This window comes from Stenotrophomonas sp. YJH_SMC_17 (assembly GCF_059371655.1).
Window position 1 is genome coordinate 60,126 of the sequence record NZ_JCAFUU010000006.1, and the last position, 25,623, is coordinate 85,748.

General features: G+C 68.0%; 18 protein-coding genes. 7 read left to right on the top strand and 11 right to left on the bottom strand.

Going from position 1 to position 25,623, the window contains the following annotated elements:
• Positions 1 to 3: 3 nt before the first annotated feature.
• The 4 genes from AC5P8Z_RS15895 to msrB form a co-directional block, all read right to left on the bottom strand.
• On the bottom strand, positions 4 to 1,455 hold the full coding sequence (locus AC5P8Z_RS15895) for an aminotransferase-like domain-containing protein (protein WP_495229482.1): 1,452 nt from the start codon (positions 1,453 to 1,455) through the stop codon (positions 4 to 6).
• Positions 1,456 to 1,691: 236 nt separating this feature from the next.
• Entirely contained in the window at positions 1,692 to 2,429 is a 738-nt protein-coding gene (msrA, locus tag AC5P8Z_RS15900) for a peptide-methionine (S)-S-oxide reductase MsrA (protein WP_495229483.1), read from the bottom strand.
• A gap of 14 nt (positions 2,430 to 2,443) precedes the next feature.
• Positions 2,444 to 4,213 (bottom strand): cytochrome c biogenesis protein DipZ, encoded by a 1,770-nt coding sequence (locus tag AC5P8Z_RS15905; RefSeq protein ID WP_495229484.1) that lies wholly within the window; start codon positions 4,211 to 4,213, stop codon positions 2,444 to 2,446.
• Between the two features lie 2 nt (positions 4,214 to 4,215).
• Positions 4,216 to 4,788: a peptide-methionine (R)-S-oxide reductase MsrB gene (gene msrB, locus AC5P8Z_RS15910; RefSeq protein WP_286070845.1), complete on the bottom strand. Its 573-nt coding sequence runs from the start codon at positions 4,786 to 4,788 to the stop codon at positions 4,216 to 4,218.
• A gap of 144 nt (positions 4,789 to 4,932) precedes the next feature.
• Here msrB and AC5P8Z_RS15915 point away from each other — a divergent pair, with 144 nt between their 5' ends.
• Together AC5P8Z_RS15915 and AC5P8Z_RS15920 are read left to right on the top strand one after the other, a co-directional pair.
• Positions 4,933 to 5,652, top strand: a complete 720-nt coding sequence (locus tag AC5P8Z_RS15915; protein ID WP_295568288.1) for a response regulator transcription factor — start codon at positions 4,933 to 4,935, stop codon at positions 5,650 to 5,652.
• Positions 5,649 to 7,118 (top strand): sensor histidine kinase, encoded by a 1,470-nt coding sequence (locus AC5P8Z_RS15920; RefSeq protein WP_495229485.1) that lies wholly within the window; start codon positions 5,649 to 5,651, stop codon positions 7,116 to 7,118. Before AC5P8Z_RS15915 ends, AC5P8Z_RS15920 begins: the two co-directional genes overlap by 4 nt.
• Here AC5P8Z_RS15920 and AC5P8Z_RS15925 read toward each other — a convergent pair.
• A complete protein-coding gene (locus AC5P8Z_RS15925) occupies positions 7,115 to 8,461 on the bottom strand; it encodes an ATP-binding protein (protein WP_286070848.1) in 1,347 nt (448 codons plus the stop codon). The genes AC5P8Z_RS15920 and AC5P8Z_RS15925 overlap by 4 nt on opposite strands.
• Positions 8,458 to 9,147: a winged helix-turn-helix domain-containing protein gene (locus tag AC5P8Z_RS15930; RefSeq protein WP_286070849.1), complete on the bottom strand. Its 690-nt coding sequence runs from the start codon at positions 9,145 to 9,147 to the stop codon at positions 8,458 to 8,460. The genes AC5P8Z_RS15925 and AC5P8Z_RS15930 overlap by 4 nt, the downstream gene beginning before the upstream one ends.
• Before the next feature lie 347 nt (positions 9,148 to 9,494).
• Between AC5P8Z_RS15930 and asnB the strand changes: the two genes are divergently transcribed.
• A complete protein-coding gene (gene asnB / locus AC5P8Z_RS15935; RefSeq protein ID WP_286070850.1) occupies positions 9,495 to 11,396 on the top strand; it encodes an asparagine synthase (glutamine-hydrolyzing) in 1,902 nt (633 codons plus the stop codon).
• A gap of 435 nt (positions 11,397 to 11,831) precedes the next feature.
• On the opposite strand, the gene AC5P8Z_RS15940 is transcribed toward asnB, so the two are convergent.
• Both AC5P8Z_RS15940 and queD read right to left on the bottom strand, forming a co-directional pair.
• The gene (locus AC5P8Z_RS15940; RefSeq protein WP_495229486.1) at positions 11,832 to 12,179 is read right to left on the bottom strand and encodes a phasin family protein; all 348 of its coding nucleotides are present in this window, start codon (positions 12,177 to 12,179) and stop codon (positions 11,832 to 11,834) included.
• A 117-nt stretch (positions 12,180 to 12,296) separates the two neighbouring features.
• Complete coding sequence (gene queD, locus AC5P8Z_RS15945) at positions 12,297 to 12,659, bottom strand: 6-carboxytetrahydropterin synthase QueD (protein WP_004141227.1); 363 nt, start codon at positions 12,657 to 12,659, stop codon at positions 12,297 to 12,299.
• A gap of 192 nt (positions 12,660 to 12,851) precedes the next feature.
• Between queD and AC5P8Z_RS15950 the strand changes: the two genes are divergently transcribed.
• Both AC5P8Z_RS15950 and AC5P8Z_RS15955 read left to right on the top strand, forming a co-directional pair.
• On the top strand, positions 12,852 to 15,491 hold the full coding sequence (locus AC5P8Z_RS15950) for a TonB-dependent receptor (RefSeq protein ID WP_495229487.1): 2,640 nt from the start codon (positions 12,852 to 12,854) through the stop codon (positions 15,489 to 15,491).
• Between the two features lie 73 nt (positions 15,492 to 15,564).
• Positions 15,565 to 18,159: a M14 family zinc carboxypeptidase gene (locus tag AC5P8Z_RS15955; protein ID WP_495229488.1), complete on the top strand. Its 2,595-nt coding sequence runs from the start codon at positions 15,565 to 15,567 to the stop codon at positions 18,157 to 18,159.
• 541 nt (positions 18,160 to 18,700) lie between these two features.
• On the opposite strand, the gene AC5P8Z_RS15960 is transcribed toward AC5P8Z_RS15955, so the two are convergent.
• Positions 18,701 to 20,113 carry a DEAD/DEAH box helicase gene (locus tag AC5P8Z_RS15960; RefSeq protein ID WP_286070855.1) on the bottom strand — a complete coding sequence of 471 codons (1,413 nt, stop codon included), beginning with the start codon at positions 20,111 to 20,113 and terminating at the stop codon, positions 18,701 to 18,703.
• A gap of 993 nt (positions 20,114 to 21,106) precedes the next feature.
• Here AC5P8Z_RS15960 and AC5P8Z_RS15965 point away from each other — a divergent pair.
• Positions 21,107 to 22,096 (top strand): fumarylacetoacetate hydrolase family protein, encoded by a 990-nt coding sequence (locus AC5P8Z_RS15965; RefSeq protein ID WP_495229489.1) that lies wholly within the window; start codon positions 21,107 to 21,109, stop codon positions 22,094 to 22,096.
• Between the two features lie 14 nt (positions 22,097 to 22,110).
• Positions 22,111 to 22,794, top strand: coding sequence for a maleylacetoacetate isomerase (gene maiA / locus AC5P8Z_RS15970; RefSeq protein ID WP_495229490.1), 684 nt, complete (start codon positions 22,111 to 22,113; stop codon positions 22,792 to 22,794).
• Between the two features lie 33 nt (positions 22,795 to 22,827).
• Here the strand turns inward: maiA and AC5P8Z_RS15975 are convergent, their stop codons facing one another.
• Both AC5P8Z_RS15975 and AC5P8Z_RS15980 read right to left on the bottom strand, forming a co-directional pair.
• Positions 22,828 to 24,324: a UdgX family uracil-DNA binding protein gene (locus AC5P8Z_RS15975; protein ID WP_286070858.1), complete on the bottom strand. Its 1,497-nt coding sequence runs from the start codon at positions 24,322 to 24,324 to the stop codon at positions 22,828 to 22,830.
• Positions 24,305 to 25,588, bottom strand: coding sequence for a putative DNA modification/repair radical SAM protein (locus AC5P8Z_RS15980; RefSeq protein ID WP_286070859.1), 1,284 nt, complete (start codon positions 25,586 to 25,588; stop codon positions 24,305 to 24,307). Before AC5P8Z_RS15980 ends, AC5P8Z_RS15975 begins: the two co-directional genes overlap by 20 nt.
• Positions 25,589 to 25,623: the final 35 nt, after the last annotated feature.

A 25,623-nucleotide genomic window follows, 5' to 3' on the forward strand; every position in this document is an offset into this window, starting at 1 on the left:
GCTCTACAGGAGCTGGCGCGCCGCCAGCTCCCGCGCAATCGCGCCCAGTCGCTCCACCGCGCCGATGACGTGCGCGTCCAGCGTCTGGCAGCACGACAGCCGCAGGCAATGGCGGTAACGCGCGCCACGCGAATACACCTGGCCGGGCATGAACACGATGTCCTCGTTCAATGCACGCTCGAACAGCTCGCGCGTATCCACGCCCGGCAGTTCCAGCCACAGCAGGAATCCACCCTGCGGTTCAGTGGCGCGGGTGCCGGCCGGGAAGTGCTCGGCCACCAGCTGCCGCAGCCGTCCGACCTGTTCGCGATACAGGCGACGCATGCGATGCAGATGGTGCTCGTAGCTGCCGGCTTCCAGATAGGCCGCCACCGCATCACCCAGCAGCTGCGGCTCGCCACCGGTGGACTGGAACTTCAGCAGCGCGATGCGCTCGGCGAAGCGGCCACCATCGAGCCAGCCGATGCGGTAATCCGGTGCCAGCGTCTTGGAGAAGCCGCCGACGACCATCACCCAGCCGTCGCGATCAAACGCCTTCAGCAAGGGCGCCGGCGGCTCGCAGAACTGCAGTTCTGCGTACACCGCATCCTCGATCAACGGCAGCTGGCGCGCGTTGACCAGCTCGGCCAGGCGCTGCTTGTCGGCGGTCCGCATGGTGCAGCCCAGCGGGTTGTGCACGGTCGGCATCACCACCAGCGCGGCCAAGGGCGTGTGCTCCAGCATCGCATCCAGCGCGTCGACGTCCAGGCCGTGTTGCGGATGGGTGGGCAGTTCGATGGCCTGCAGGCCCAGGTTGGCCAGCAACGGGTACAGATTGAAATAGGACGGCGCTTCGATGCCGACCGCGTCGCCCGGTTGGGTCACTGCACGCAACGCCAGCTGCAGCGCTTCCATCGCACCGTGGGTCAGCAGCAGGCGCTCGGCGTGGGTGTGCAGGCCCATGCGCGGACCACGGCGCACGATCTGCGCCAGCAGCCGTGGTGAACCATTCGGGCGCGCGTAGGTCTCCACCGTCTGCTGGCCGTGGCGCAGTACCTGGGCAGTGTGCCTGGCGAGCTGCGCGCCGGGGTAGAACTGGCGACCGCGCGGGCCGGCGAAGGCCAGGTCGATCACGCCCGGGCGGCGCTGTGCTTCCAGCACGCGCGCCATCAGTACCTGCTGCAGCGGTGCAGTGGGCGCGGAGGGCACATCGCGCAACGACCGTTCCGGCACCGACAGCCGCGGCGCGACCTCGAAGCCGGCCTTGGGCCGGGGAATCACCAGCCCGGCATCCTCCAGCTGGCGATAGGCGGCGATCACCGTGTTCAGGCTGAGCCGGCGCTGCGATGCCATCTGCCGCAGCGACGGCAGGCGGCTGCCGACGGGAAGCCGGCCGCCGTGGATGGCCTCGGCCAGTTCATCGGACAGCCGCTGGTAGCGGGGAGGGATCATCGCGCTGTGGTCATCTGTATCCATCGAACATCCCGCCATCTGGTGCTGTACCCATGATGATGGCGAGCCTAGCATGGCGGTGTCGGCTGGGCCTGATCGGGGCACGGCCGGTACTTTCCAAGCGCACGGCTGGATGGCCGTGCGTCTTTTTTTTGTGTAGAGCCGAGCCCATGCTGCTTTTCCGCCAACAGCAGCCGAGCGTGGGCTCGGCTCTACAGAAGAGCAGCGCCAAGCACCGATCAGCCCCAGGGGAAAAGCCGTCAGCGCATCGGCACCAGCACCGCATCGCGCCGGTACAGCGCCGGGAACTGCCTGCCCAGGGCGGCCAGCTTCGGCGCGTCGTAGTAGCGGATGTAGGCCGCCTGCGGGTAGTTGGTCATGTAGTTCTGGTGGTAGCTCTCGGCCGGGTAGAAGCGCTGGCCGCTGACCAGCTGGGTGACGATCGGCGCGCGGTAGCTGCCGGCCTGGCCGAGCTGGGCGATGTAGGCGCGGCTGGCAGCCTGCTGGCGGGCGTCGTCAGTGAAGATCGCCGATCGGTACTGGCTGCCGTGGTCGGGCCCCTGCCGGTTGAGCTGGGTCGGGTCGTGCGCCACCGAGAAGAACACCTGCATCAGTTGCCCGTAGCTGACCTGGCGCGGGTCGTAGTCGATCTTCACCGCCTCGGCATGGCCGGTCTGGCCGCTGCTGACCCGTTCGTAACGCGCATTTGCAGCGCTGCCGCCGATGTAGCCGGAGACCGCATTGCTCACGCCCTTGACGTGCTGGAACACGCCCTGCACGCCCCAGAAGCAGCCACCGGCAAACACCACGCTGGCGTGGGTGGCGTCATCGCGGAACGCGGCATCGCCGCTGGGTACTGGCAGCGCCTTGGCCTGCGCGCTGGCGTCGACCGGTGCCGCGATGGCGCCGTGGTCAATCAACAGCACACCGGCGATGAGTGCCGCGGCCACCAATCCGGCAACGCCAGCGGCAATGCCCTGTTCGAAGGAGAGTTTCATCGTGTCCTCCCGGTTCAACCGAAGGTGAAGGCATAGGCCTGTACGCCCGCGTCGAGGAACTCGATCTCGAAGCGGTGCGGGCCGACCGTGCCGCGTTGGCGCACCAGCTGGTACAGGCGGTGCTCGTTGACCACGCCGCTGCCATCGGCGCCGACATCACTGCCGGCATCGGCAGCCGGCAGCGGCTTGCCATCCAACAGCACGCGGAAGCGCACCGGCTTTCCTTCCTGGCCCGGCGCCAGCACCAGGTGAAGGTCGCGCGCATGGAACTGGAAGGCGATGCGGCCACCGGCCTGCTGCAGCTGCGCAGCCTCGTCGGTGACGGTCCAGCGCCCGGACAGGCCCCACTGGTTCAACGCGAGCGTGGTGGGCAGCGCGTAGTCGAAGGCGGTATCCGCATGTTGTCCACCGGGTGAAGCGAACTGCTCGGCACGGGCGTGGCCCAGGTAGGTTTCCGGCGAACGCAGGTTGCCCATGTCGGCCTGCGCGGCGACGCCCTGCAGGTCCGCTGCGGCGGGGTCGGCTGGGGGCGGCAGATGGGTCTGGCCCGCTTCGGTCAGCAGGCGGCGGATCACCTGTTCCGAACGCGCGTAGTTGCCTTCGCCGAACTGGTGGCCGCGGATGTTGCCCTGTGCATCGACCAAGTACTGCGCTGGCCAGTAGCGATTGTTGAACGCGCGCCAGATCGTGTACTGGTTGTCCAGCGCCACCGGGTACTCGATCTTCAGCTGCTGCACCGCCTTCATGACATTGCGCGGGTCACGCTCGAAGGCGAACTCCGGGGTGTGCACGCCGATCACCACCAGGCCGTGGTCGCGGTAGCGACGTTCCCATTCGTGCACGAAGGGCATCGCGCGCAGGCAGTTGATGCAGGAATACGTCCAGAAATCGACCAGCACCACCTTGCCGCGCAGCTGCTGTGCACTCAGCGGCGGGCTGTTGAGCCAGCCGGTGGCGCCATCAAGTGCTGGCAGGGTGCCTTCCACTGGCAGCGGTGCATCGGCCCCGACATTGGCGCCGGCCATCATCATCATCGGCGGTGCCGCCGGTTGCGCACCGGGTACCGCATCCAGCAGGCCCTGCTCGATGCGCGCGGTGCTGACCGTGGACAGGCGGGTCAGCAGGCCGGTATCCCAGCCCAGGCCGATCGCCACCACCGCCAGCAGCGCCGCCACGCCCAGCACCTTGCGCAGCACATCGCCGAGGCCCAGCCGCGCCTGCAGCGCGCGGAACACGCGGCCACCCACCCATACCGCCAGCGCCAGCGCGGTGATGGCGCCCAACGCATACGCCAGCAGCAGGGTGCTGGTGCCGACGCTGGCGCCGTGCAGCGCAGCACCGGTCAGCACCAGGCCAAGGATCGGCCCGGCACACGGCGCCCACAGCAGGCCGGTGGCGATGCCGATCAGCAGCGAGGTCCAGGCACCGCCACGCCCGGCAGCGTCGGCCGCATCAGCGCGGGCGCTCAGCCGCGCACCCACGCGCTGGAACGGCGCCAGCAGATGGTCGGCCAACCGCGGCCACAGCAAGGCCAGCGCGAACAGCGCCATCAGCAGCAGGGCGATCCAGCGTCCGATCTGGTTGGCCTGTGCCACCCATTGGCTGCCCACTGCCGCCAGGCTGGCGACCACGGTGAAGGTGAGTGCCATGCCCAGCAGCAGCGGCAGCGTGCTGCGCAGGAAGGGGCGGTCGGCACGTGCGAACACGAACGGCAGTACCGGCAGGATGCACGGGCTGAGCAGGGTCAGCGCGCCCCCCAGGTAGGCAAGCAGCAACAGCAGCATGGTCAGGCTCCGGAAGTCGGGGACGAACCGACCGGCACGCGCCAGCCGTCGGCGGTGCCATCACTGGCACCGGGGACGAACACCAGTGCCGCGCCGTTCATGCAGTAGCGCAGTCCGGTCGGGCGCGGTCCGTCGTTGAACACGTGGCCGAGATGGCCGCCGCAGCGCCGGCAATGCACCTCCACCCGCAGCATGCCGAAGGTGAAGTCGCGGTCCTCGCCGATGGCGTTGTGCAACGGCGCCCAGAAGCTGGGCCAGCCGGTGCCGCTCTCGAACTTGGTGGACGAAGAGAACAGCGGCAGTGCACAGCCGGCGCAGGCGAAGGTGCCCTGCCGGTGTTCCTTGTTGAGCGGGCTGCTGTACGGGCGCTCGGTGGCCTGTTGGCGCAGCACTGCGTACTGCGCCGGGGTGAGGCGCTGGCGCCAGTCGGCGTCGCTGTGCATGACCTCGAACTGCCGTGCCGGCCGTGCCTCGGCGGCGGCCGGGGCGGCACGGCTGCAGGCACCCAGGCCGAGCAGGCCGGCCGCGGTGGCAACACCGCCCAGGCCCAGCAGATGGCGTCGGGTAAGGGACATGGCGGACTCCAGGAAGGGGCGACGGGGCCATGCTGCGCCCGTCCAGGTCAACGAATCCTCACGCAGGATTCAATTTTTCGTGAGGTATCGGCGGCCGTCCCGCGCCACAATGCGGGCAGCCTCCCCACTGGCCCCGAGCTGCCGATGTCCACCAAACGCGTGCTGATCGTTGAAGACGATGCCCACATCGCCGACCTGCTGCGCATGCACCTGGGCGATGAGGGCTACGACGTCGCCCACGCCGCCACCGGTGACGCCGGCCTGCGCCTGCTGGAGCAGGAAGGGCCGTGGGACGCGCTGGTGCTGGACGTGATGCTGCCCGGCGTGGATGGACTGCAGGTCTGCCAGCGCGCACGCGCGATGGCGCGTTACGTGCCGATCATCATCATCAGTGCGCGTGGCAGCGAAACCCAGCGCATCGTCGGCCTGGAACTGGGCGCGGATGACTACCTGGCAAAGCCCTTCTCGATGCCGGAACTGGTGGCCCGCGTGCGTGCGCTGTTGCGCCGTGCCGAGGCGATGGCGCAGAGCGCGCGCATCGATGCCGGTGCGATCGAGCTGGGCGGGTTGCAGCTGGACCCGGTGGCACGCACCGCTTCGGTGGATGGCAACGCGCTGGAGCTGACCCCGCGCGAGTTCGACCTGCTGCTGTTCTTCGCGCGCCACCCGGACCAGGTGTTCGCGCGCATGGAGCTGCTCAACCAGGTCTGGGGCTACCAGCACGATGGTTACGAGCACACGGTCAACACCCATATCAATCGACTGCGCAGCAAGATCGAGCCGGACCCGGCCAACCCGCGGCGACTGCTGACGGTGTGGGGACGCGGCTACAAGCTGGTCGATCCGGCCGGGGCGGCGGCATGATCAAGCCGAACCTGTGGCAGAAGCTGGCGGCGGTGATCGCCGCGCTGATGCTGATGTGCTGCATGGCGTTGCTGGCACTGCAGATGCGCGCCAATACCCGCCACGAGCAGGAAGTGGTGCAGCGGTTGTCGCTGGGCCTGGCCGAGCACATTGCCCAGCGCAGCGAACTGATGGACACCAGTGGCATGCGCGATGCCGCGGTGCGCGCGTTGTTCGGCCAGCTGATGGCGGTCAATCCCAGCGTCGAGGTCTACCTGCTGGATGACCAGGGCCGCATCCTCGGCCACGATGCACCCAGCGGGCACCTGGTGCGCAACCGGGTGGACGTGGCGCCACTGCGCCGCCTGCTGTCCGGTGCACCGTTGCCGATCCTCGGCGATGACCCGCGCAGCCAGGACGGCCGCAAGGTGTTCAGCGCCGCGCCGTTGATCGTGCAGGGCCGCCAGGCCGGCTATGTGTATGTGGTGCTGGTCGGTGAACACCGGCAGATGCTGTCCGACGATCTCGCTGCCGGCAGCCAATGGAACACCACGTTGTGGTCGGTGGTGCTGGTCGGTGGCCTGGGCCTGCTGGCCGGGCTGGTGGCGTTCTACTGGGTGACCCGCCCGCTGCGACGGCTGACCCGCCGCATCCAGGCCTTCGACATCGATGCACCGACGCCGCTGCCGCCGCCCGAGCCGCTGCGTCCCGGCGAGCGCGACGAACTTGTGATCCTGGAACACGCGCACGCGCAGATGGCGCAGCGGCTGGGCGAGCAATGGCAGCAGCTGCGCCAGCAGGACCTGCAGCGGCGCGAGCTGGTCGCCAATATTTCGCACGACCTGCGCACGCCGCTGTCGTCGTTGCACGGCTACCTGGAAACGCTGGCGTTGAAGGACGCCACGCTGTCGCCGGACGAGCGCCGCCGCTATCTCGGCATCGCCCTGGCGCAGAGTGCCAAGGTCGGTCGGCTGGCACGCGCGCTGTTCGAGCTGGCGCGGCTGGAGCACGGCGAAGTGCGGCTGGAGTGGGAGGTGTTCGCGCTGCCCGAACTGCTGCAGGACGTGCTGCAGAAATTCGAGTTGGCGGCGCAGGCGCGCAACCAGCGCCTGCACGCGGACTTCCCGCCGGGCCTGGCGCTGGTGCGTGCCGATCTGGGCCTGGTCGAGCGGGTGCTGACCAACCTGCTCGACAACGCGCTGCGGCATGCGCCCGACGGCGGCCGGATCGTGGTATGTCTGCGCGCGACGCCGGACAGCGTCGAGGTGAGCGTGGCCGATGATGGCCCTGGCGTTGCCCCCGCACTGCGCAGCCAGCTGTTCCAGGCGCCGGCCGCGCTGGGTGCACGGCGTGGCGAGAATGGTGGGCTGGGCCTGCTGATCGTGCAGCGCATCGTGCAGCTGCATGGCCGCCGCATCGAACTGCGTGACAGTGAGCGCGGCGCGCTGTTCGTGTTTGCGTTGCCGCGTGCGGAACCGGCGGCCTAGCAGGCCGCCTCGCACTCCACCGCGCCGCCGCTGTCCAGCGGCAGGTGCAGGCGGATGCAGGCACCGCCCAGCGCCGAATCGGTCACCTCGACGTGGCCGCCATGCTTGTCGGCCACCACCTGCACCAATGCCAGGCCGAGGCCGAAACCGGGGCTGCCCGGGTCCAGCCGCACGTAGGGCTGCAGTACTTGGCCGCGCAGTTCGGGCGCGATGCCGGGGCCGTCGTCCTCCACCTGCAGGCACAGCCACCCGTCGTTGACCGTGCTGGCGATGCGGATCTGCCTTCGCGCGTAGCGCAGGGCATTGCCGAGCAGGTTGCGCAATGCCAGTTCCAGCATGTGTCGGTTGACGTTGACCAGGTCCACCGGCGACAGCGCCTGCTGCACGGGCATCGGCAACGGCGCGAACTGCGCGACCACGCCACGCACCAGTGCCGCCAGCTGCAGGCGCTGCCGGGTCAGCTGATGGCAGCGACCGAGTGCGGCGTACTCGACGCCGGCATCGGTCAGGTGCTGCAGCCGATCGACATCGGTGCGCAGGCCACCCAGCGCATCGCGCTGCACTTCGTCCAGCGCGGTGTCTTCCAGGTCGGCCAGGCCGAAGCGCATCCGTGCCAATGGCGTGCGCACTTCATGTGCAACCGCCTGCGCCAGCACGCGCTGGCTCTCCAGCAGCTGCTGCAGCTGCTCGGCCATATGGTTGAAGGCATTGGCCAGCGGCCGCACCAGCGCGGTGCCGGCGCGTGGGGCCCGCGTTTCCAGCTGGCCGTCGCGCATCTGCCGTGCCGCCTGCGCAAGCTGCGAGACATCACGCCACAGGCGATAGACCATCACGTACATCGGCAGCGCCACCGCCACCATCAGGATCAGCAGCAGGATCGCCACGCCGGAGACATCGCTGTCCTGCCAGCCCTCATCCGGCAGCGCCTCGTCCAGCGGCCCCAGCATCACTGCATAGTCGCTGTCGCCGATCCGCTGCAGGCTGCGCATATGCTCCAGGTCGATCTGCACGCGGCCATTGTTGAACGAGGGGCGCTGGCTGGCCGGCAGCTCCTTCACCGCCTCGGCCAGCGGCACCATGCGCAGGGCATAGGCGAAGTCGGCGTCCAGTTCGCGCGCGAGCGTCGGCCACTGCTCACGCGGGGTTTCGGCGAATCGATGCTGCAGCAGGGAATGGGTGCCGCGCATTTCGGCCTGCAGGCCGGCCTCGGTGCGGTCTTCCAGCAGCGCGTCCCAGGCCCACAGGCCGAGCACGATCAGCAGCAGGTGGGCAACCAGGAAGCCGATGCCGTAGCGCAGGAAATGGAAGGCGTGGCCGCGCATCGCCGAGGGCGTGCGCTTCATCCCCATGCCGAGCGGCTGAACAGGTAGCCGCGACCGCGCACGGTCTTGATCCGTTCCGGCTGTTCCGGGTTGTCGCCCAGCTTGCGGCGCAGGCGTGAGATGCGGGCGTCGACCGAACGGTCCAGGCCATCGAAGGCGATGCCGCGCAGGCCGCGCAGCAGCGCGTCGCGGTCGAGGATCTGGCCGGCGTTGCTGGCCAGCAGGAACAGCAGGTCGAACTCGGCGGTGGTCAGCTCCAGCAGCGCGCCCTGCAGGTGCACGTTGCGGGTGGACGGGTCGATGTTCAGCTCGCCGAAGCGCAGGCTGCCATCGCGCGGCTCGACCCGGCGGTGGCGTCGCAGATGGGCGCGCAGGCGGGCCAGCAGCACCCGTGGTTCGATCGGCTTGCCGATGTAATCGTCGGCCCCCAGTTCCAGTCCCAGCACCTGGTCGATGTTGTCGGTGCGTGCGGTCAGCACGCAGATGATGCCGTCATAGTGGGGCCGGATCTGCCGACACACTTCGAAACCATCCTGGTCGGGCAGGCCGACATCGAGCAGGACCAGGGCCGGCTTCTCGGCCAGGATCCGGGTCACGGCACGCTCACCGCTGCGCTCGTGGGCTACCTGGTAGCCATGCCGCTGCAGATAGTCGCTGACCATCGTACCCAGGCGGGCATCGTCTTCGACCAGTACGATATCCAGCATTTTCAAGGCCTCCGTGGACGCAAACGTACCGCCACGGCACGAGCGCGGCGATGCTATCCCAGCCTGTGGGCCGCCCGGGTCCCGGGGGCGGGCGCCATTCAGCCGGGGTTGCTGGCGCACGGGCCGGACCTCAGGCCCGGCAACAACTTGTCGCCCAGCATAACGCGGTGCTGTTACAAAGCGTTACCTTCGTGATACGTCTGGTGACCATCGCTGACAGCAAAGCGACTGACGCGGGACAGGGGGCGCGCCGAGCATGGAGTCTCCTCCGCTCCGCGTGCCGTGCCCATGTCGCTCGCCCATCGCCGCCTGCCGAACCCGTCCCGCTGCTGCTGCCGAGGTGCCCGATGAGCGGCGTCGTCGGAGCCTGGCTGCCGCCCGCCGAGGATGAACACCTGCTGCAGCAGCTGGCGCCGATGCTGCGCGCCCTGCAGCAGCGTGGGCGTGGCCGCATCGGCTACTGGACCGACGCCGAGGCCGGCCTCGCGCTGGGGCACTGCCGGGCACCCACCGATACGCCGTTGCAGCCGCTGAGCTCGGACTGCGGCCGCTACGTGCTGTGCCTGGACGGCCGGCTGTACAACCGTGGCGACCTGCAGGCGCAGCTGCGCGATCTGCCGCGCAGCTGCAGCGATGCCAGGCTGCTGCTGCAGGCGATCGTTGAATGGGGCGTGGAGCGCGCGCTGTCCCGCATCGAGGGCGCGTTCGGTTTCAGCGTGTGGGACCGCGAGTCGCGCGAGCTGTGGCTGGCCCGCGACCCGGTCGGCGAGCGGCCGCTGTATTACGGCTGGTACCAGGGCCAGTTCCTGTTCGCCTCGGAAATGAAGGCCCTGCAGGCCTTCGCCGGTTTCGCACCAAGCATCGACCAAGATGCGCTGAGCCTGCTGCTGCGCCATGACTACGTGCCGGCACCACACACCATCTACCGCGGCATCCACAAGCTGGTGGCAGGCGCGATGCTGCGCATCGATCTGAATGACCATGCGGCTGGCGGTTCCAGCCAGGCCGCACAGGGTGGCTCACGCTACTGGTGCGCACGCGACGCGATGCAGCGCGCACTGCAGGAACCCCTGCAGCCGGCACCCAGCCTGGAGCAGGCCACCGACCAGCTGGAAGCGGCACTGCAGAAGGCCATTGCCGCCCGCATGCACTCGCCGCTGGCCTGCGGCGCGTTCCTGTCCGGTGGTACCGATTCTTCATTGGTAACCGCAATGATGCAGGCGCAGTCGACCCTGCCGATCGAAGCCTGGACGGTCGGGTTCGACGATCCCGGCCATGACGAGAGCGACTGGGCCTCGCAGGTCGCGCGGCATCTGGGCGTGAAGCACCACCTGCACCGCATGGACGCGCGCCAGGGCCTGGACCTGCTGCAGCGCCTGCCGCAGGTCTGGTGCGAGCCGTTCGCCGATGCCTCGCAGCTGCCGACCCTGCTGGCCAGCGAGCTGTTGGGTGCACGCAAGCCGGTGGCGTTGACCGGTGACGGCGGCGACGAACTGTTCTTCGGCCACCCCAGCTATGGCCGCGCGCTGCGCAATGCGCGGTTGTGTGGCGGTCTGCCGGACTGGGTGCGCGATCTGGCGCGGCGCAGCGGCAACCGCATGAACGTCGAGCGCGGACGTCTCGGCGGCTGGCGCGCACTGGTGGCCGAGGTCGCGGCCAACGATGTGGAAGGGCATTACCTGCAGCGCGTGACGCGCTGGCGGCAGCCTGCGCAGGTGGTGCTGGGCGCGCGCGAACCGATCACGATCTTCCAGCAGCAGGACACGGCGCTGCCGGCCGAGGCGCGTATCCAGCTGCTGGATTTCCGCATGGACCTGGCCGAGGGCATCCTCGCCAAGGTCGATCGCGCGGGCATGGCGGCGGGCGTGGAGACGCGTGCACCGCTGCTGGACATGGAGGTGGTGCGGTTGGCCTGGCGCCTGCCGCAGCACCTGAAGTACCACGATGGCGAGCACAAGCGGATTCTGAAACACCTGCTGGCCCGCTACCTGCCCGAGCCGCTGGTGTACCGCCCCAAGCGCGGCTTTGGCCCGCCGATGGCGCGATGGCTGGCGGGCCCGCTGCGCGATTGGGCGGAGGCGCTGCTGGATCCGCAGCTGCTGCGCAACCAAGGGTGTTTCGATGCGGTACGCGTGCGCGGTATCTGGGAGGCGTTCCTGCGCGGTGAGCGCAAGTGGCACACGCACCTGTGGAACGTGCTGATGTTCCAGGCGTGGCACCAGCATTGGCATGGTGGTCGCGGGCGTTGAGGTTCCTTCGCGGTGGGTTCTGCGTGGCGCAGGGCGGAGGCCCTTGCGTACGAATGTCCTCCGGCGCCGGCCGTTGGCCGTCACCTCCCCCTTTACTTCGTACGCAAGGGCCTCCGCCCTGCGTTCGGAGTTCGTCGGCGCCTCGTTGAAAGGCGGCCACGAGCGCTGCGCTTCACCTGCCGCACGCCGAACCTCGTCGGGGCGGGCGGGGGGCCGGGCAAAGTAAAGGAGGAGGTGACGGCCAACGGCCGGCGCCGGGGGACATTTGCCCAGGCCCCTGCCCGCCCCGGCAGGGCCCTTCAGCCGGCAGAGACGACGGACGAAGACGCACTTCGGTATCCGGACGCCAGGCAAAAAAAGACCCGGCAGAGGGAGGGATCTGCCGGGTCCGGATTGCATGGGGGGAGGGACCCATGCAATGAGCGTTGCGTCGCGTCAGTGATTGTTCGCGTCCGCCGTTGATGGGTTGTAGCCCTGCACCAGTTCGGACCAGGCCTTGCCGGCCTGCAGCCCGAGGCCGACCACGTCCTGCTGGGCCTGGCCCAGCCGCTGCAGGTTGTCCTGCCACAGCTGCGCGCCACTGGAGAGCATGCCCGCCGCATCGTCGCTGCGGGCCAGTTCGCCCAGCCAGCCGCCGGTCGCGGTCAGGTTGCGCTCCATCGCCTTCAGCTGCACGCCGAACATGCTTTCCGCGTTCTCCAGCGCCAACCGGTTCGCGCGCGTTGCCGCGGCGGCGAGCTGGCGGGTGGCATCACTGAAGCGATCGCTGAAGGCGGCGGCCATGGGGGCATCAGGGAGTGACTTGATGCAATGCAGCATACGCCGTTGATGCGGCAATGCAACAAAAATAACAAAGGCGCCCGAGGCGCCTTTGAAAAGCCTTTCAGATCAATGCTTTGATCAGATCGCCGGGCCGCGGTAACGGCAGCCGGAGGTGCAGGTTTCGTGCACGGTGATCTCGCTCAGCGCGGGCAGGCTGGGCTTGAGCTCGTTCCAGATCCATACCGCCAGGTTCTCGCTGGTCGGGTTCTCCAGGCCGGGGATGTCGTTGAGGTAGTGGTGGTCCAGGCGGTCGTAGATCGGCTGGAAGGCTGCCTTCACGTCGCCGAAGTCCATGATCCAGCCGGTCTGCGCGCCGGGCTCCCCCTCGACCTTCAGTTCCACCCGGAACGAGTGGCCGTGCAGGCGCGCGCACTTGTGCCCCGGCGGCACATTGGGGAGGCGATGCGCCGCCTCGAGCATGAAGACTTTGAAGATTTCCATGGCGCGATTGTACGCCGTGGGCGGGCCGGCAGCCTGAGCGGATGTTGGGCTTCCGCGAATTAATTCTTTCCATCCGGATGAAGAGATGATAGTTTCTCTTATATCCGTATGAAGAGATGTTATTGGCCGAACCCCGGCCTGGCATGGACTACTGCGGAACTTCGTCGTCCTTACCACCTCCCCCACATCGTCATGCCCAAGCACACCCTGCTCGTGGCGGCCCTGGCCGTCGCTCTGGCCGCGCCTTTGTCCGCCGCCGCCGAAACCTCCGCCGACGCCAGTGGCGAAGCCAGCACGCTGGCCGCCGTGCGCGTCACCGGTTCCAATATCAAGCGCACCGATACCGAGGCCTCCAATCCGGTGCAGGTGATCGGTCGCCAGCAGTTGGAACAGACCGGCAAGGCCACGGTGGCCGACGTGCTGCGCTCGATCTCGGCCAACACCGGCAACGCCAGCAACGAAACCACCAACAACGGCTGGGCCTCCGGCTCGGCGGGCATCGGCCTGCGCGGCCTCTCGCAGAAGAACACGCTGGTGCTGCTCAACGGTCGCCGCCTGGCCAACTATGGTTTTCCGGCCGGTGGCCTGTCCGACACCTTCGTCGATCTCAACGCGCTGCCGCTGGTTGCGGTCGAGCGCATCGAAGTGCTCAAGGATGGTGCCTCGGCGGTGTACGGTTCCGATGCCGTGGCCGGCGTGGTCAACATCATCACCCGGCAGAACTTCGAAGGCGCCGAAATCGGCGGCAGCTTCGGCGGTGCCGACCAGGGCGGCCTGCACGAGCAGAACCTGAAGTTCGTCGGCGGCCTGGGTGATCTCGACACCGACGGCTACAACATCCTCTTCAGCCTGCAGGGCTACAACCGCGAGCGCCTGGACCAGGACGAACGCAACCTGACCAGGAGCGGCATCTACACCGACCAGCCGGGCGGCCGCTGGAACGGCTGGTCGGCCAAGGGCGCGCGCTATCTGGTCAACGGCGTGTCGGTGCCGATGCTCGATGCCAACGGCAACTGCCCGGCCGGAACCACCCGGGTTGCCAGCGCGCCGATCGACGGCCTGAGCGGTGACACCTGCGGCTTCAACCAGGCGCCGTTCACCACGCTGATCCCGTCGACCAAGCGCTACCAGGCCTACGCCAACGGTACGTTCCGGCTGAATGACAGCGTTGAGGCCTTCGGCGAAGTGCTGTACAGCCAGATCAAGAGCGCCGCGTGGTTCGGCAGCAGCCCGTTCTTCACCCTGGAGAGCGGCCGCTTCGCATTGAACGCGAACAGCGGCCTGGCCGAGCCGGTGTCGTCGCTGCTGCCGGCCAGCAATCCGTACAACCCGTACGGCCGTGCGATCCCGATCGAGTACACGTTCTTCGACCTCGGCGGCACGATCAAGACCAACCGCTCCACCGCCTATCGCGGTGTGTTCGGCCTGCGTGGCACCACCGCGTCGTGGGACTGGGAAGTGGCCGCGTTCGGTGCACGCAGCAGCGAGCGTGAGAACGTCTCCGGTGGTTTCGCCAATCGCTGGGCACTGGCCGATGCGCTGGCATCGGGCAGCTACAACCTGCTGGATCCGGCGGCGACGCCGCAGTCGGTGCGCGACGCAATCAACATCGCCACCCTGCGTCCGGCCGAATCCAAGCTGCAGGGCATCGACGCCAAGGTCTCCGGCAGCCTGGGCCACACCTGGGCGGGCGAGATCGGCTTCGCTGCGGGTGCCGAGTGGCGCCGGGAGAAGCTCGATTCCAACAACCCGTGGCAGATCGATGCCGGCCTGCAGGTGCGCCCGGCGATCGCCGAAGTGCACGGCAAGCGCCAGGTCAGTGCGGCCTACGCCGAAGTGAACGTGCCGCTGGCCTCGACGCTGGAGCTGTCCGCCGCCGCGCGTGCCGACCACTACGACGATTTCGGCGATGCCTTCTCGCCGAAGATCGGCCTGCGCTGGCAGCCGCTGGACTTCCTGCTGGTGCGTGCGTCGGCCTCGAAGGGCTTCCGTGCACCGTCGCTGTCGGAGAACTCCAACAGCACCAGCATCGCCTACGGCAGCGTGGTCGACCCGCGTGATCCGGACGTGCCGGGCTCGCGCCAGAACCCGACCTTCTTCACCGTCGGCAACAACGAACTGAAGCCCGAGCGCACCAGGAGCGTGAACTTCGGCGTGGTGCTGTCGCCGTGGGCCAACACCAACCTGAGCGTGGACTACTACCGCATCCAGCTGGACAACCTGGTGGGCACCAACAACACCCAGACCCTGGTCAACGACAACGTGGCCGGCGCGGTGCAGCGCGATGAGCGCGGCAAGCTGCAGGCGGTCTACAACCGCTACCAGAACCTGAGTGAACTGAAGACCTCGGGCATCGATGTCGAACTGCGCCAGCGCATCCCGACCACTGCGCTCGGTGACTTCACCCTGTCTTCGGCCTACACCCACGTGCGCGATTACCGTCGCCCGACCGTGGTCGGCGGCCCGCTGGTGGACTACGCCGGCAGCAACCTCGGCCCGACCCTGCCCAAGGACAAGGCCACCACCACGCTGGACTGGAAGCATGGCGACTTCAACGCGGCGGTGACCTGGTACTACACCAGCGGCTACCGCCAGGAAGCGAGCACCGCGGCCAAGGCCGTGCAGACGCGCGTCGGCAGCTACAGCCAGTACGACCTGTACCTGGCCTACACCGGCATCGACAAGCTGACCGTCTACGCCAAGGTGCAGAACCTGGCCGACAAGACGCCGCCGTACGACGCCTCGTTCCCGGGCATCCGCGCGCCGTACGACTTCAGCCAGTACGACCTGCGCGGCCGCTACTTCACGCTCGGCTTCGATTACCGCTTCTGATCCATCCGCCGCGGCCGGTCTCTTCAGGGAGCCGGCCGCGCGACCGTCTGCCGTTGTTTACAGGGGAGTCACCGTGTCCTTGCATCACCGTGCCGTTCTTCCGTTGCTGATCGCCGCCGCCACCGCACTGTCCTTGCCATTGCCGGCGCAGGCACAGAGCGCCTACTTCTTCCCGCAGGCCACCGAGGCAGCGGCATTTGATGCGGCCATTCCCACGCCGGAGCAGTTCCTCGGCTATCCGATCGGCAGCCGCTACACCCGGCACGACCAGCTGGTGGCGTACTTCCAGGAACTGGCGAAGCGTTCCGACAGAATCAGCGTGCGCGAGATCGGCCGCAGCTATGAAGGCCGCCCGCTGCTGATCGCCACGGTCACCGCAGCAGGTAACCACGCACGACTGGAACAGATCCGCCAGCAGCACGCGACCCTGGTCGATCCGGCGCAGCCACGCATCGCCGCCGGCGACAGCCCGGTGGTGGTGTGGCTGGGCTACAGCGTACATGGCAATGAAACCTCCAGTGCCGAAGCCGCGATGCTGACCGCTTACTACCTGGTGGCCAACCGCAGCGCTGAAACCCAGCGATGGCTGCAGCAGGCGGTGGTGCTGTTCGACCCCGCGCAGAACCCGGATGGCCGCGATCGCGCTGCCAACTGGCACAACGCCTGGGCCTCCGATCCGGCCTCGGCCGACCCGGCCGACAAGGAACACGTCGAGCCGTTCCCGCAGGGCCGCACCAACCACTACTTCACCGACCTCAACCGCGACTGGCTGGCCCTGACCCAGCAGGACTCCCGGCCGAAGGTGGAGGTGTTCCACCAGTGGTACCCGAACGTGCAGATCGACTTCCACGAAATGGGCAAGGACAGCACCTATTACTTCGAGCCCTCGCCGAAGAGCATGCACAGCCCGCTGATCCCGGCGGCGTCGTACGAATTCAACAAGACGCTGGCCAAGTATCACGCGCAGGCGCTGGATGCGCTGGGGTCGCTGTACTACACCGGCGAGAACTTCGACAACTTCTCGCCGGTGTACGGCTCGACCTATCCTGATTTCCACGGCGCAGTCGGCGTGACCGTCGAGCAGGCCAGTTCGCGCGGCCGTGTGCAGGAGTCGGTGAATGGCCTGCTGACGTTCCCGTTCACCATCCGCAACCAGGTCGCGACCGGCCTGGGCACGGTGCGAGGCGCGGTGGCCGAGCGCAACGGCCTGTTCGACCTGCAGAAGCAGTTCTTCCAGAGCGCACTGAAGCAGGCCGCGCAGCAGCCGGTGAAGAGCTTCGTGTTTGGTGATGCGCATGACCCGGCGTTGACCCGCCGCCTGCTTGAGTTGTTGCTGTTGCATCGCATCGAGGTGCGCGCGCTGGATCGCGCGGTGACCGTGGATGGCCAGCACTTCGCACCGGGCAGTGCCTACGTGGTACCGGTGCAGCAGGCGCAGTTCCGCCTGGTGCATTCGATCTTCGCAGAGACGCCGCCGGTCAAGGGTGATGTGTTCTACGGCAGTACCAGCTACGCGATTGCACCGGCGTATGGCGTGGCGTTCGCGGGCAGCCGCAGCCGCGTTGATGGCGGTGCGCGCGTGACCACGCTGCCTGCGGAACAGGGGGCGGTCGTTGGCGGGCAGGCCGGATTCGCCTATGCCATCGACTGGCGCGACTACAACGCCGGGCGCGCGTTGGCCGCGCTGCAGGGCAAGGGCGTGAATGCGCGCGTGGCATTCCAGCCGTTCACCACCGCGACCGCGCAGGGCGACATCAGCTTCGCCGCCGGCAGCCTGGTCATTCCGGTCGCCGGTCAGTCGCTGCAGGATGCGGCGCTGCTTGAGGCAGTGACGTCCGCCGCGCGCGAGGCGGGCGTACAGGTACATGCGCTGTCCAGCGGCCGCAGCCGCGAAGGCATCGACCTCGGCAGTGACGGCGTCAAGGCGCTGCGCAAGCCTGCGGTGGCACTGGTAATGGGCGAGGGCGTGGCGGCCACCGAGATCGGCTCGGCCTGGTTCCTGCTCGACCAGCAGTTGCGGCTGCCGGCCAGCAAACTGGACCCGCAGCAGCTGGGCAGAGTGCCGTTGGACCGGTACACCACGATTGTGTTGTCCGGCGGTACCTATACCGGCGTCGATGCCACGGCAGTGGCTGCGCTGAAGCGCTGGGTGCAGGCCGGTGGCTCGCTGGTGACCTACGGCAGCGCATCGAAGTGGGCGATCGAACAGAAGCTGGCCGACGGCGAGAAGCTCGGCAAGGAAGAGGATGCCGCTGACGAAAGCCGCCGCGCGTTCGGTGACCAGCGTGACATCGCCGCGATCGAGCGGGTCAGCGGCAACATCCTCAGTGCCGACGTGGACACCAGCCATCCGTTGGCGTTCGGCGTGCCGCGCCGGCAGCTGGCGATCAACAAGGAGAACACGGTGACGCTGCGGCCGAGCGCGAATCCCTTCTCGACGGTGGTACGCATCGACACGCCGCCGCGGGTGAACGGTTACCTGTCCGAGCGCAACCGCGCGCGGGTGGGGGGCAGCGCGTGGCTGCTGGTGTCGGCGCAGGGGCAGGGCAACGTAGTGCTGTTCGCCGATGACCCGGCGCACCGCAAGTACTGGCACGGAACGGATCGACTGCTGATCAATGCGGTCTTCTTCGGGAATCTGGTGAATCCGGCGAAAGCGCGGGGTTGAGGCTTTACGCGCCTTGATTGATGCGTGTGGGGGAGGCCGGGCGGGCTGCGCAGGACACGCTGTAAATACGTCCATGTAAGCTCGATCGGCGCATCCATGCGCCTCACGGTCCTGCGCAGCCCGCCCGGCCTCCCCTCGACAGTTTCCTGCGGGCGCGGACGCATCGAACCCCAAGGCGGGAGCAAAAGCAAAAGCAAAAGCGGGCACTGCGGCTTCGGCTTCTGACTTTGAATTTGAATTTGAATTTGAATTGGAATTTGATCTTTCTTCTCCCGGCTACCCGGCGGGAGAAGAAGGCGCAGGCAATGCTTGACGTGGATGGGCATGGGGGCAGCGCAGAACCGTTGGCGCCATGGATGGCGCCATCGAGCTACATGGACGTATTTACAGCGTGTTCTGCGCTGCCCCCATGCCCATCCGCCCTCGATACTGCCACCGCGTGCTTTATCACCCGGTAGCCAGCAACAAAAAAGGACGGCGCGTCAGCGCCGTCCCTCGATAGCCCCCGCGCAGCGGGAGGCACCCTCGATGTCAGCTGGGATCAGCCAGCGCGACCACCGCCGCCACCCTGGCCACGACCACGGCCGCCACCATTGCCACCACCGCCACGGCGCTGGCCCTGGCCGGCACCTGCACGCTGCTGGCCATTGCCACCGCCCTCGCGACGGCCACCACCGGCCTTCTTCGGGCCCGCGTGCGCATGGCGCGGCGCATCACCGTGCGGACGGCGTGCATGGCTCTTGCGCGGTGCGCGCTCGCCGGTATCGTGCTCGGCCTTGCCCGGCGCACTGTTGCCCCAGCGGATCGGCACCTGCAGCTCGAAGCCCGGCACATCGCGGATGTCCATGTCACGGCCCAGCAGGCGCACGATCGCGCGCAGCAGCTTCACTTCGTCCTGCGCGACCAGCGAGATCGCCTGGCCGGTGGCACCGTTGCGGCCGGTACGGCCGATGCGGTGCACGTAGTCCTCGGCCACCATCGGCAGATCGAAGTTGATCACCTTCGGCAGCTCGTTGATGTCGATACCACGCGCGGCGATATCGGTGGCCACCAGCACGGTCACGCGGCCGGCCTTGAAGTCGCCCAGCGCACGCAGACGCTGGCCCTGGCTTTTGTTGCCATGGATCGCCGCGGTCTTGATGCCCGACTTTTCCAGGAACGCGGCCAGCTTGTCGCTGCCGTGCTTGGTGCGCGCGAACACCAGCGTCTGCTCGCGGCTGTCCTGCGCCAGCAGGTGCAGCAGCAGGTCACGCTTGCGGCCGGCATCGACCGGGTGCACGCGGTGGGTGATGGTTTCGGCCACGGTGTTCTTCGGCGTCACCTGGATCTGTTCCGGGTTGCGCATGAACTCCAGCGCCAGCTGGCGGATGTTGTCCTCGAAGGTGGCCGAGAACAGCAGGGTCTGGCGGTTCTGCTTCGGCAGCTTGGCCAGGATGCGCTTGATCGACGGCAGGAAGCCCATGTCGAGCATGCGGTCGGCTTCGTCCAGCACCAGCAGTTCAATGCCGGACAGGTCGATGCTGCGACGCTCCAGGTGGTCGATCAGGCGGCCCGGGCAGGCCACCAGCAGGTCCACGCCACGGCGCAGGATGTCCAGCTGGTTGCCCATGCCGACGCCGCCGTAGATGCAGGCGCTGGGGATGCGCAGGTACTTGCTGTAGCCACGCAGGCTGTCATGCACCTGGGTGGCCAGTTCGCGGGTCGGGGCCAGGATCAGCGCGCGCGGCTTGCGGGGGCCGCTGCGCACTTCCTGCGAGGCGGTGCCCAGGTGCTGCAGCAGCGGCAGGCCGAAGGCAGCGGTCTTGCCGGTACCGGTCTGTGCACCGGCCAGCAGGTCGCGACCGGCCAGCGCCAGCGGGATCGCCTGCTGCTGGATCGGGGTCGGGTTTTCGTAGCCCTGCTCGGCAAGCGCACGCAGCAGGAAGGGCGCCAGGCCCAGCGATTCAAAAGACATTGAGTTTGCTCCAAGTACAAGAAACGCCTGTCCGATCGGACAGACGGGGGCAGATCAAACTGATCGGCTGACTCGGAGCGTTCCCGTGAACCGCGCTGCGAGAAGTTGGGTGCAGCCGGCACGGAGCGCAGGCTGGAATGCGTGACGAACGGCGTCGGAGTGGGGGCGGGCGAAGTGGGCGGACCCAGGTCGCCGGCGATCCCGGAGGGAAACGGACGGCCGCTGCAGACCCGCCTAGTCTAACCGATGGCTGAGACCTCGCGCAAAAAGCCCCGTTCAGGTAGGGGGGCTCTCCGCAGGGCTGCGCCCTGCACCCGCAGAGGCCAAAGCGACGTCAACGTCAACGTCAAAAGCGGGCTTCCTGAGGGAGGGCGGGGTGGGTCCGGTGGCGGGAGACGCCGTAAACCCCGCTCCGCGGTCCGGCCCAGCCGCTGGCGGCTGTGCGTTCGGGCGCTTGCGAAGCAGTGCTTCGCAAGCAAAGCGCCCTCACCCCTGGGGGCTTGGCCGCGGCATCCATGCCGCGGACACTCCCGCCACCGGACCCACCCCGCCTTCGACTGTTTCCTGCGAGCTGTTGGGAATGCTGATGGGGTCAGATCCGTTTTCCATTGGAAAACGGATCTGACCCCGGAATTTCACTCGATATCTGACAGATTTCATCCACGCGTGGCGTGGATCTACCGACCGTCACCGGGAACCTGTCAAGGGTGGGGCGGTGTGGGCGGGCAGGACCGTTGGCGCCATGGATGGCGCCATCGAGCCCCCAGGGATGGGTTTACGGCGTGTCCTGCCCGCCCACACCGCCCCACCCAACTCACGGAAAACCAGAGCCGCTTTGGCATTTGACGTTGCCTTGGCTTGAAGCAGGTGCAGGGCGCAGCCCTGCCGAACCCCCACTACGGTAGGGTGGGCCGATGCCGCGCTGCAGCTTGGCGTCGCCGCATATTTGATTACACTTGAAACTTGTTTGCCCACGACTCCGGACACCCACCCATGAAGCTTGGTTCTTTGAAGGAAGGCGGCCGCGACGGCACCCTGATCGTCGTCTCGCGTGACCTGCGCCACGGCGTGCGCGCCACCGGCATTGCCGCCACCCTGCAGCAGGCCCTGGAGGACTGGAGCCACATCGCGCCGCGCCTGAACGCCCTGTACGAATCGCTCAACGCCGGCGACGCCGATGGCGTGTTCGACCTGGATATGCAGGCACTGGCCGCGCCGATGCCGCGCGCCTATGAATTCGTCGACGGCAGCGCCTACCTGCCGCACGTCGAGCGCGTGCGCCGCGCCCGTGGCGCCGAAGTGCCGGAGAGCTTCTACACCGACCCGCTGATGTACCAGGCCACCAGCGCCGGCTTCTACGGCCCGCGCGACGCGGTCAAGGTGGTCAGCGAGGACTACGGCATCGACCTGGAAGCGGAGATCGTGGTGATCACCGACGACGTGCCGATGGCCGCCACCCCGGAGCAGGCCGCTGGCCACATCCAGCTGGTCGGCCTGGTCAATGATGTTTCGCTGCGCAACCTGATTCCGGGCGAGCTGGCCAAGGGCTTCGGTTTCCTCCAGTCCAAGCCGCGTTCGGCGCTGTCGCCGGTGTTCGTTACTCCCGATGAGCTGGGTGCCGCCTGGCAGGACAGCAAGGTGCACCTGCCGCTGCTGACCCACATCAATGGCCAGTGGTTCGGTGCGCCGGAAGCGGGCGTGGACATGCAGTTCAATTTCGCCCAGCTGGTCGCGCATGCGGCCAAGACCCGCCCGCTCAGCGCCGGCACCATCGTCGGCTCGGGCACCATCGCCAACGAAGACACCAGCAAGGGTGCATCGTGCTTCGCCGAGCAGCGCGTGGTGGAAACGCTGCGCGACGGCAAGCCGAGCACGCCGTTCATGTCCTTCGGCGACGTGGTCCGCATCGAGATGCTCGACGCCGCCGGCAACAGCATTTTCGGTGCGATCGAGCAGCGCATCGAACAGGCGGCCAAGCCCTGAGCATGGAGGCGGCGATGGACATCCTGGGTGACGACGGCCCGGTCGACGACGGCATCGTGCTGTACACCTACTGGCGATCCAGTGCCGCCTACCGCGTGCGCATCGGCCTTGAGCTGAAGGGCCTGGCCTGGGAGGCGCGGCCGGTGCACCTGGTGCGCGAGGGTGGCGAGCAGCACCTGGACGCCTATCGCGCGCTCAATCCGCAGCAGCTGGTGCCGACGCTGCTGCACGCTGGGCAGACGCTGACCCAGTCGCTGGCGATCGTCGAGTATCTTGATGAGCGCTTCCCGCAGGTGCCGCTGCTGCCGGCCGACGCCGCCGGCCGCGCGCGGGTGCGGGCGCTGGCCCAGCTGGTGGCCTGCGATATCCATCCGATCAACAACCTGCGGGTGATGCAGTACCTGGAGCGCGACCTGCAGCTGCCGGCCGACGCCCGCGCGCAGTGGACCCTGCACTGGATCGCCGAAGGCTTTGCGGCGATGGAAGCGATGCTGGCCAACAGCCGCGACACCGGCATCTTCTGCCACGGCGATCGCCCGGGTTTGGCCGACCTCTGCCTGATGCCGCAGCTCTACAACGCGCACCGCTTCGGCCTGGACCTGACGCCATATCCAACGTTGCGCCGGATTGAAGCGGCCTGCCAGGCGCTGGATGCCTTCGAGCGCGCGCGACCGGAAAACCAGCTCGACGCCGCCTGACAGGCCGCTTCGCTCGCCCTGCGTGGCCCGGCGCTACTGGTCCCCGGCCCGTGATAGCGCCGGGCCATGCCCGGCGGATGCCCCATCCCCTCGCAGCATCTGCCGAAGGTCGTCCCGGAACAGCTGATAGCCGGCCTCGCGGCGTGCATCATCGCCCTGCCGCAGCACCCACGCCGGATGCACGGTGGCGTAGCCGCGGGTGCCGTCCTCCAGCGTGTGCCAGCGTCCACGGTCGCGCGACAGATTGAAATCACGGCCAAATACCGAGACTGCAGCGGTTGCGCCCAGGCAGACGATGACCTGCGGCCGCACCCGCGCGATCTCGCCCATCAGCCACGGCCGGCAGGCCTGGATGTGGCGGCTTTCCGGACGCTTGTGCAGCCGGATCTTGCCGCGGCGCTCATGGTGGAAGTGCTTCACCGCATTGGTCAGGTACAGCGTGGCGCGATCGATTCCCAGCTCGGCCAGGGCACGGTCCAGCAGCTGGCCGGCCGGGCCGGCGAATGGCTGGCCGCGCAGATCCTCCACGTCGCCCGGCTGCTCGCCGACCACCATGATCCGGGCATCGGCCGGGCCTTCACCGAACACCCCCTGCGTGGCCGCTTCCCACAGCGGGCACTGGCGGCAGGCCAGCGCCTGCTGGCGCAGTGTCTGCAATCCCTTGGCGTCGGCGGCGGGCATTGGCGCCAGCGCCCGCGCAGGTATCTTCCGTTGCGGTGCCTGCGCGGGCCGGTCATGCATTTCCTGCACGCGATCACCCGCATCGCGCACCAGGCGCGGCAGCAGCTGCGCCTCGGGCAGGTGGCGCCAGTACTTGGCAGGCATCTCCTGCATCATCATCCGCGTGTTGAGCCGGGCCGGATTGAAGATGCTGGCGTAATAGGTCTGCCACAGCGCCTCGCGCGCATCTTCTGCCGGGGCGTCCTCACGCCGTGCGCCCGGCCCGAACGCCAGTGCCTGCCCATCCCATGCCACGCTGCGTGACGGTGTCAGGATGGCCCAGCGCATGCCGGTGAAGCGGCGCGCGAAAAACGGCGCCACCCGATCGACGATGTGGTGCTGTGGCTCGAACCACGCGATGAACGCCTCGGGCTGGCCGGGCACCTCGCGGAAGCGCACGAACGCCTTCATCTTGTGGGTATCGCGGCGAACGGCCTGGGCGAGCGCGGTTGCGCGCAGCACGTCGGCATCGGCGGGATTCGACAGCACCGAGCGCTCGCCATGGGTGATGCGCCACAGCAGCCGGTACAGCAGGGCCATGCGTTGCACATCGCGATGACAGAGGCAGGTGGCCGCCAGTTCAAGGAAGTCGCGCGGTACGTTCGGCACGCCGGCATCGGCCAGCACGGGCGCGGAGCTGACCGCGGGCGCATCCAGCAGTGATGCCTCGCTGCCCTCCAGCCAGTCCAGCTGTTCCGGTGCGATGCCACGCAAGAGGGCATCGCGCGCACCGTTGCGCCAGGCCTCCAGCGACCACGGCGGGTCCACCCGCAGCGACCAGCGCTGTGCGTCAGGCTGACGGTGGGGCATCGAACAGTGATCCCTGACGGGGCGGTGGGGCCAACTGGGCGCGCAGCGCCGCCGGATCGTCCAGCGCCCTGCGTGGGTGGTGGTCGGCCAGCAGCACGAATGGCAGCAGTTTGCTCATCGGCGCCTTCAGGCGTGCCACATCGGCAACCCGCAGGCGACCGTGGCGGCGCGCCATCAGCACCCGCTTCACATTGCGCACGCCCAGCCCGGGTACGCGCAGCAGCATTTCCTTCGGCGCGCGGTTGAGATCCACGGGGAAGCGTTCGGGGTGGCGGATCGCCCAGGCCATCTTCGGGTCGATGTCCAGATCGAGCATGCCGGCCTGGGTGGTATCGGTGATTTCATCCACGCCATAGCCGTAGAAGCGCAGCAGCCAGTCGGCTTGGTAGAGGCGGTGCTCGCGCTGCAGGGGCGGCGGCTGCAGCGGCAGCTGGCGGCTGGCATCCGGAATCGGGCTGAAGGCGGAGTAGTACACCCGGCGCATCCGGTAGTTGCCGTAGAGCGCATCGGCGCTGGCGAGGATCTGCCGGTCGTTGGCGCCGTCGGCGCCGACGATCATCTGCGTGCTCTGCCCGGCCGGTGCGAAGCGGGGAGGGCGCGGACGCGCGCTGCGGGTGGACACTGGCGCGACCACCGCTGGCGCCTTGCGCGCTTCCTTGGCTTCCTCGATGCGCCAGCGCAGCTCGCCCATCGCACCGCGGATGGACTGTACGGTCTTCTCCGGTGCCAGCGCGCTCAGCCCGGCTTCGGTGGGCAGCTCCACGTTGATCGACAGCCGGTCGGCGTAGCGCCCGGCGCTGGCCAGCAGTTCCGGCGAGGCCTCGGGAATGGTCTTGAGGTGGATGTAGCCGGCGTAGCGGTGTTCCTCGCGGAGTTGCCGCGCTACTTCCACCATCTGCTCCATGGTGTAGTCCGCATTGCGGATGATGCCGCTGGAAAGGAACAGGCCCTCGATGTAGTTGCGCTTGTAGAAGTCCAGGGTGAGCGCGACCACCTCGTCCACGCTGAAGCGCGCGCGGGGCACGTTGCTGGACACGCGGTTCACGCAGTACGCGCAGTCGTAGACGCAGAAGTTGGTCAGCAGGATCTTCAACAACGAAACGCAACGGCCATCCGGCGTATAGCTGTGGCAGATGCCCATGCCTTCGGTGCTGCCGATGCCGCCGCTGGCGCGTGAGTCGCGCTTGCCGGAGCCGCTGGAGGCGCAGGAGGCATCGTACTTGGCGGCGTCAGCCAGGATGGCGAGCTTGCGGATGGTTTCCATTGCGGAAACCTACGGATCAGCGGTCTCATTGGATG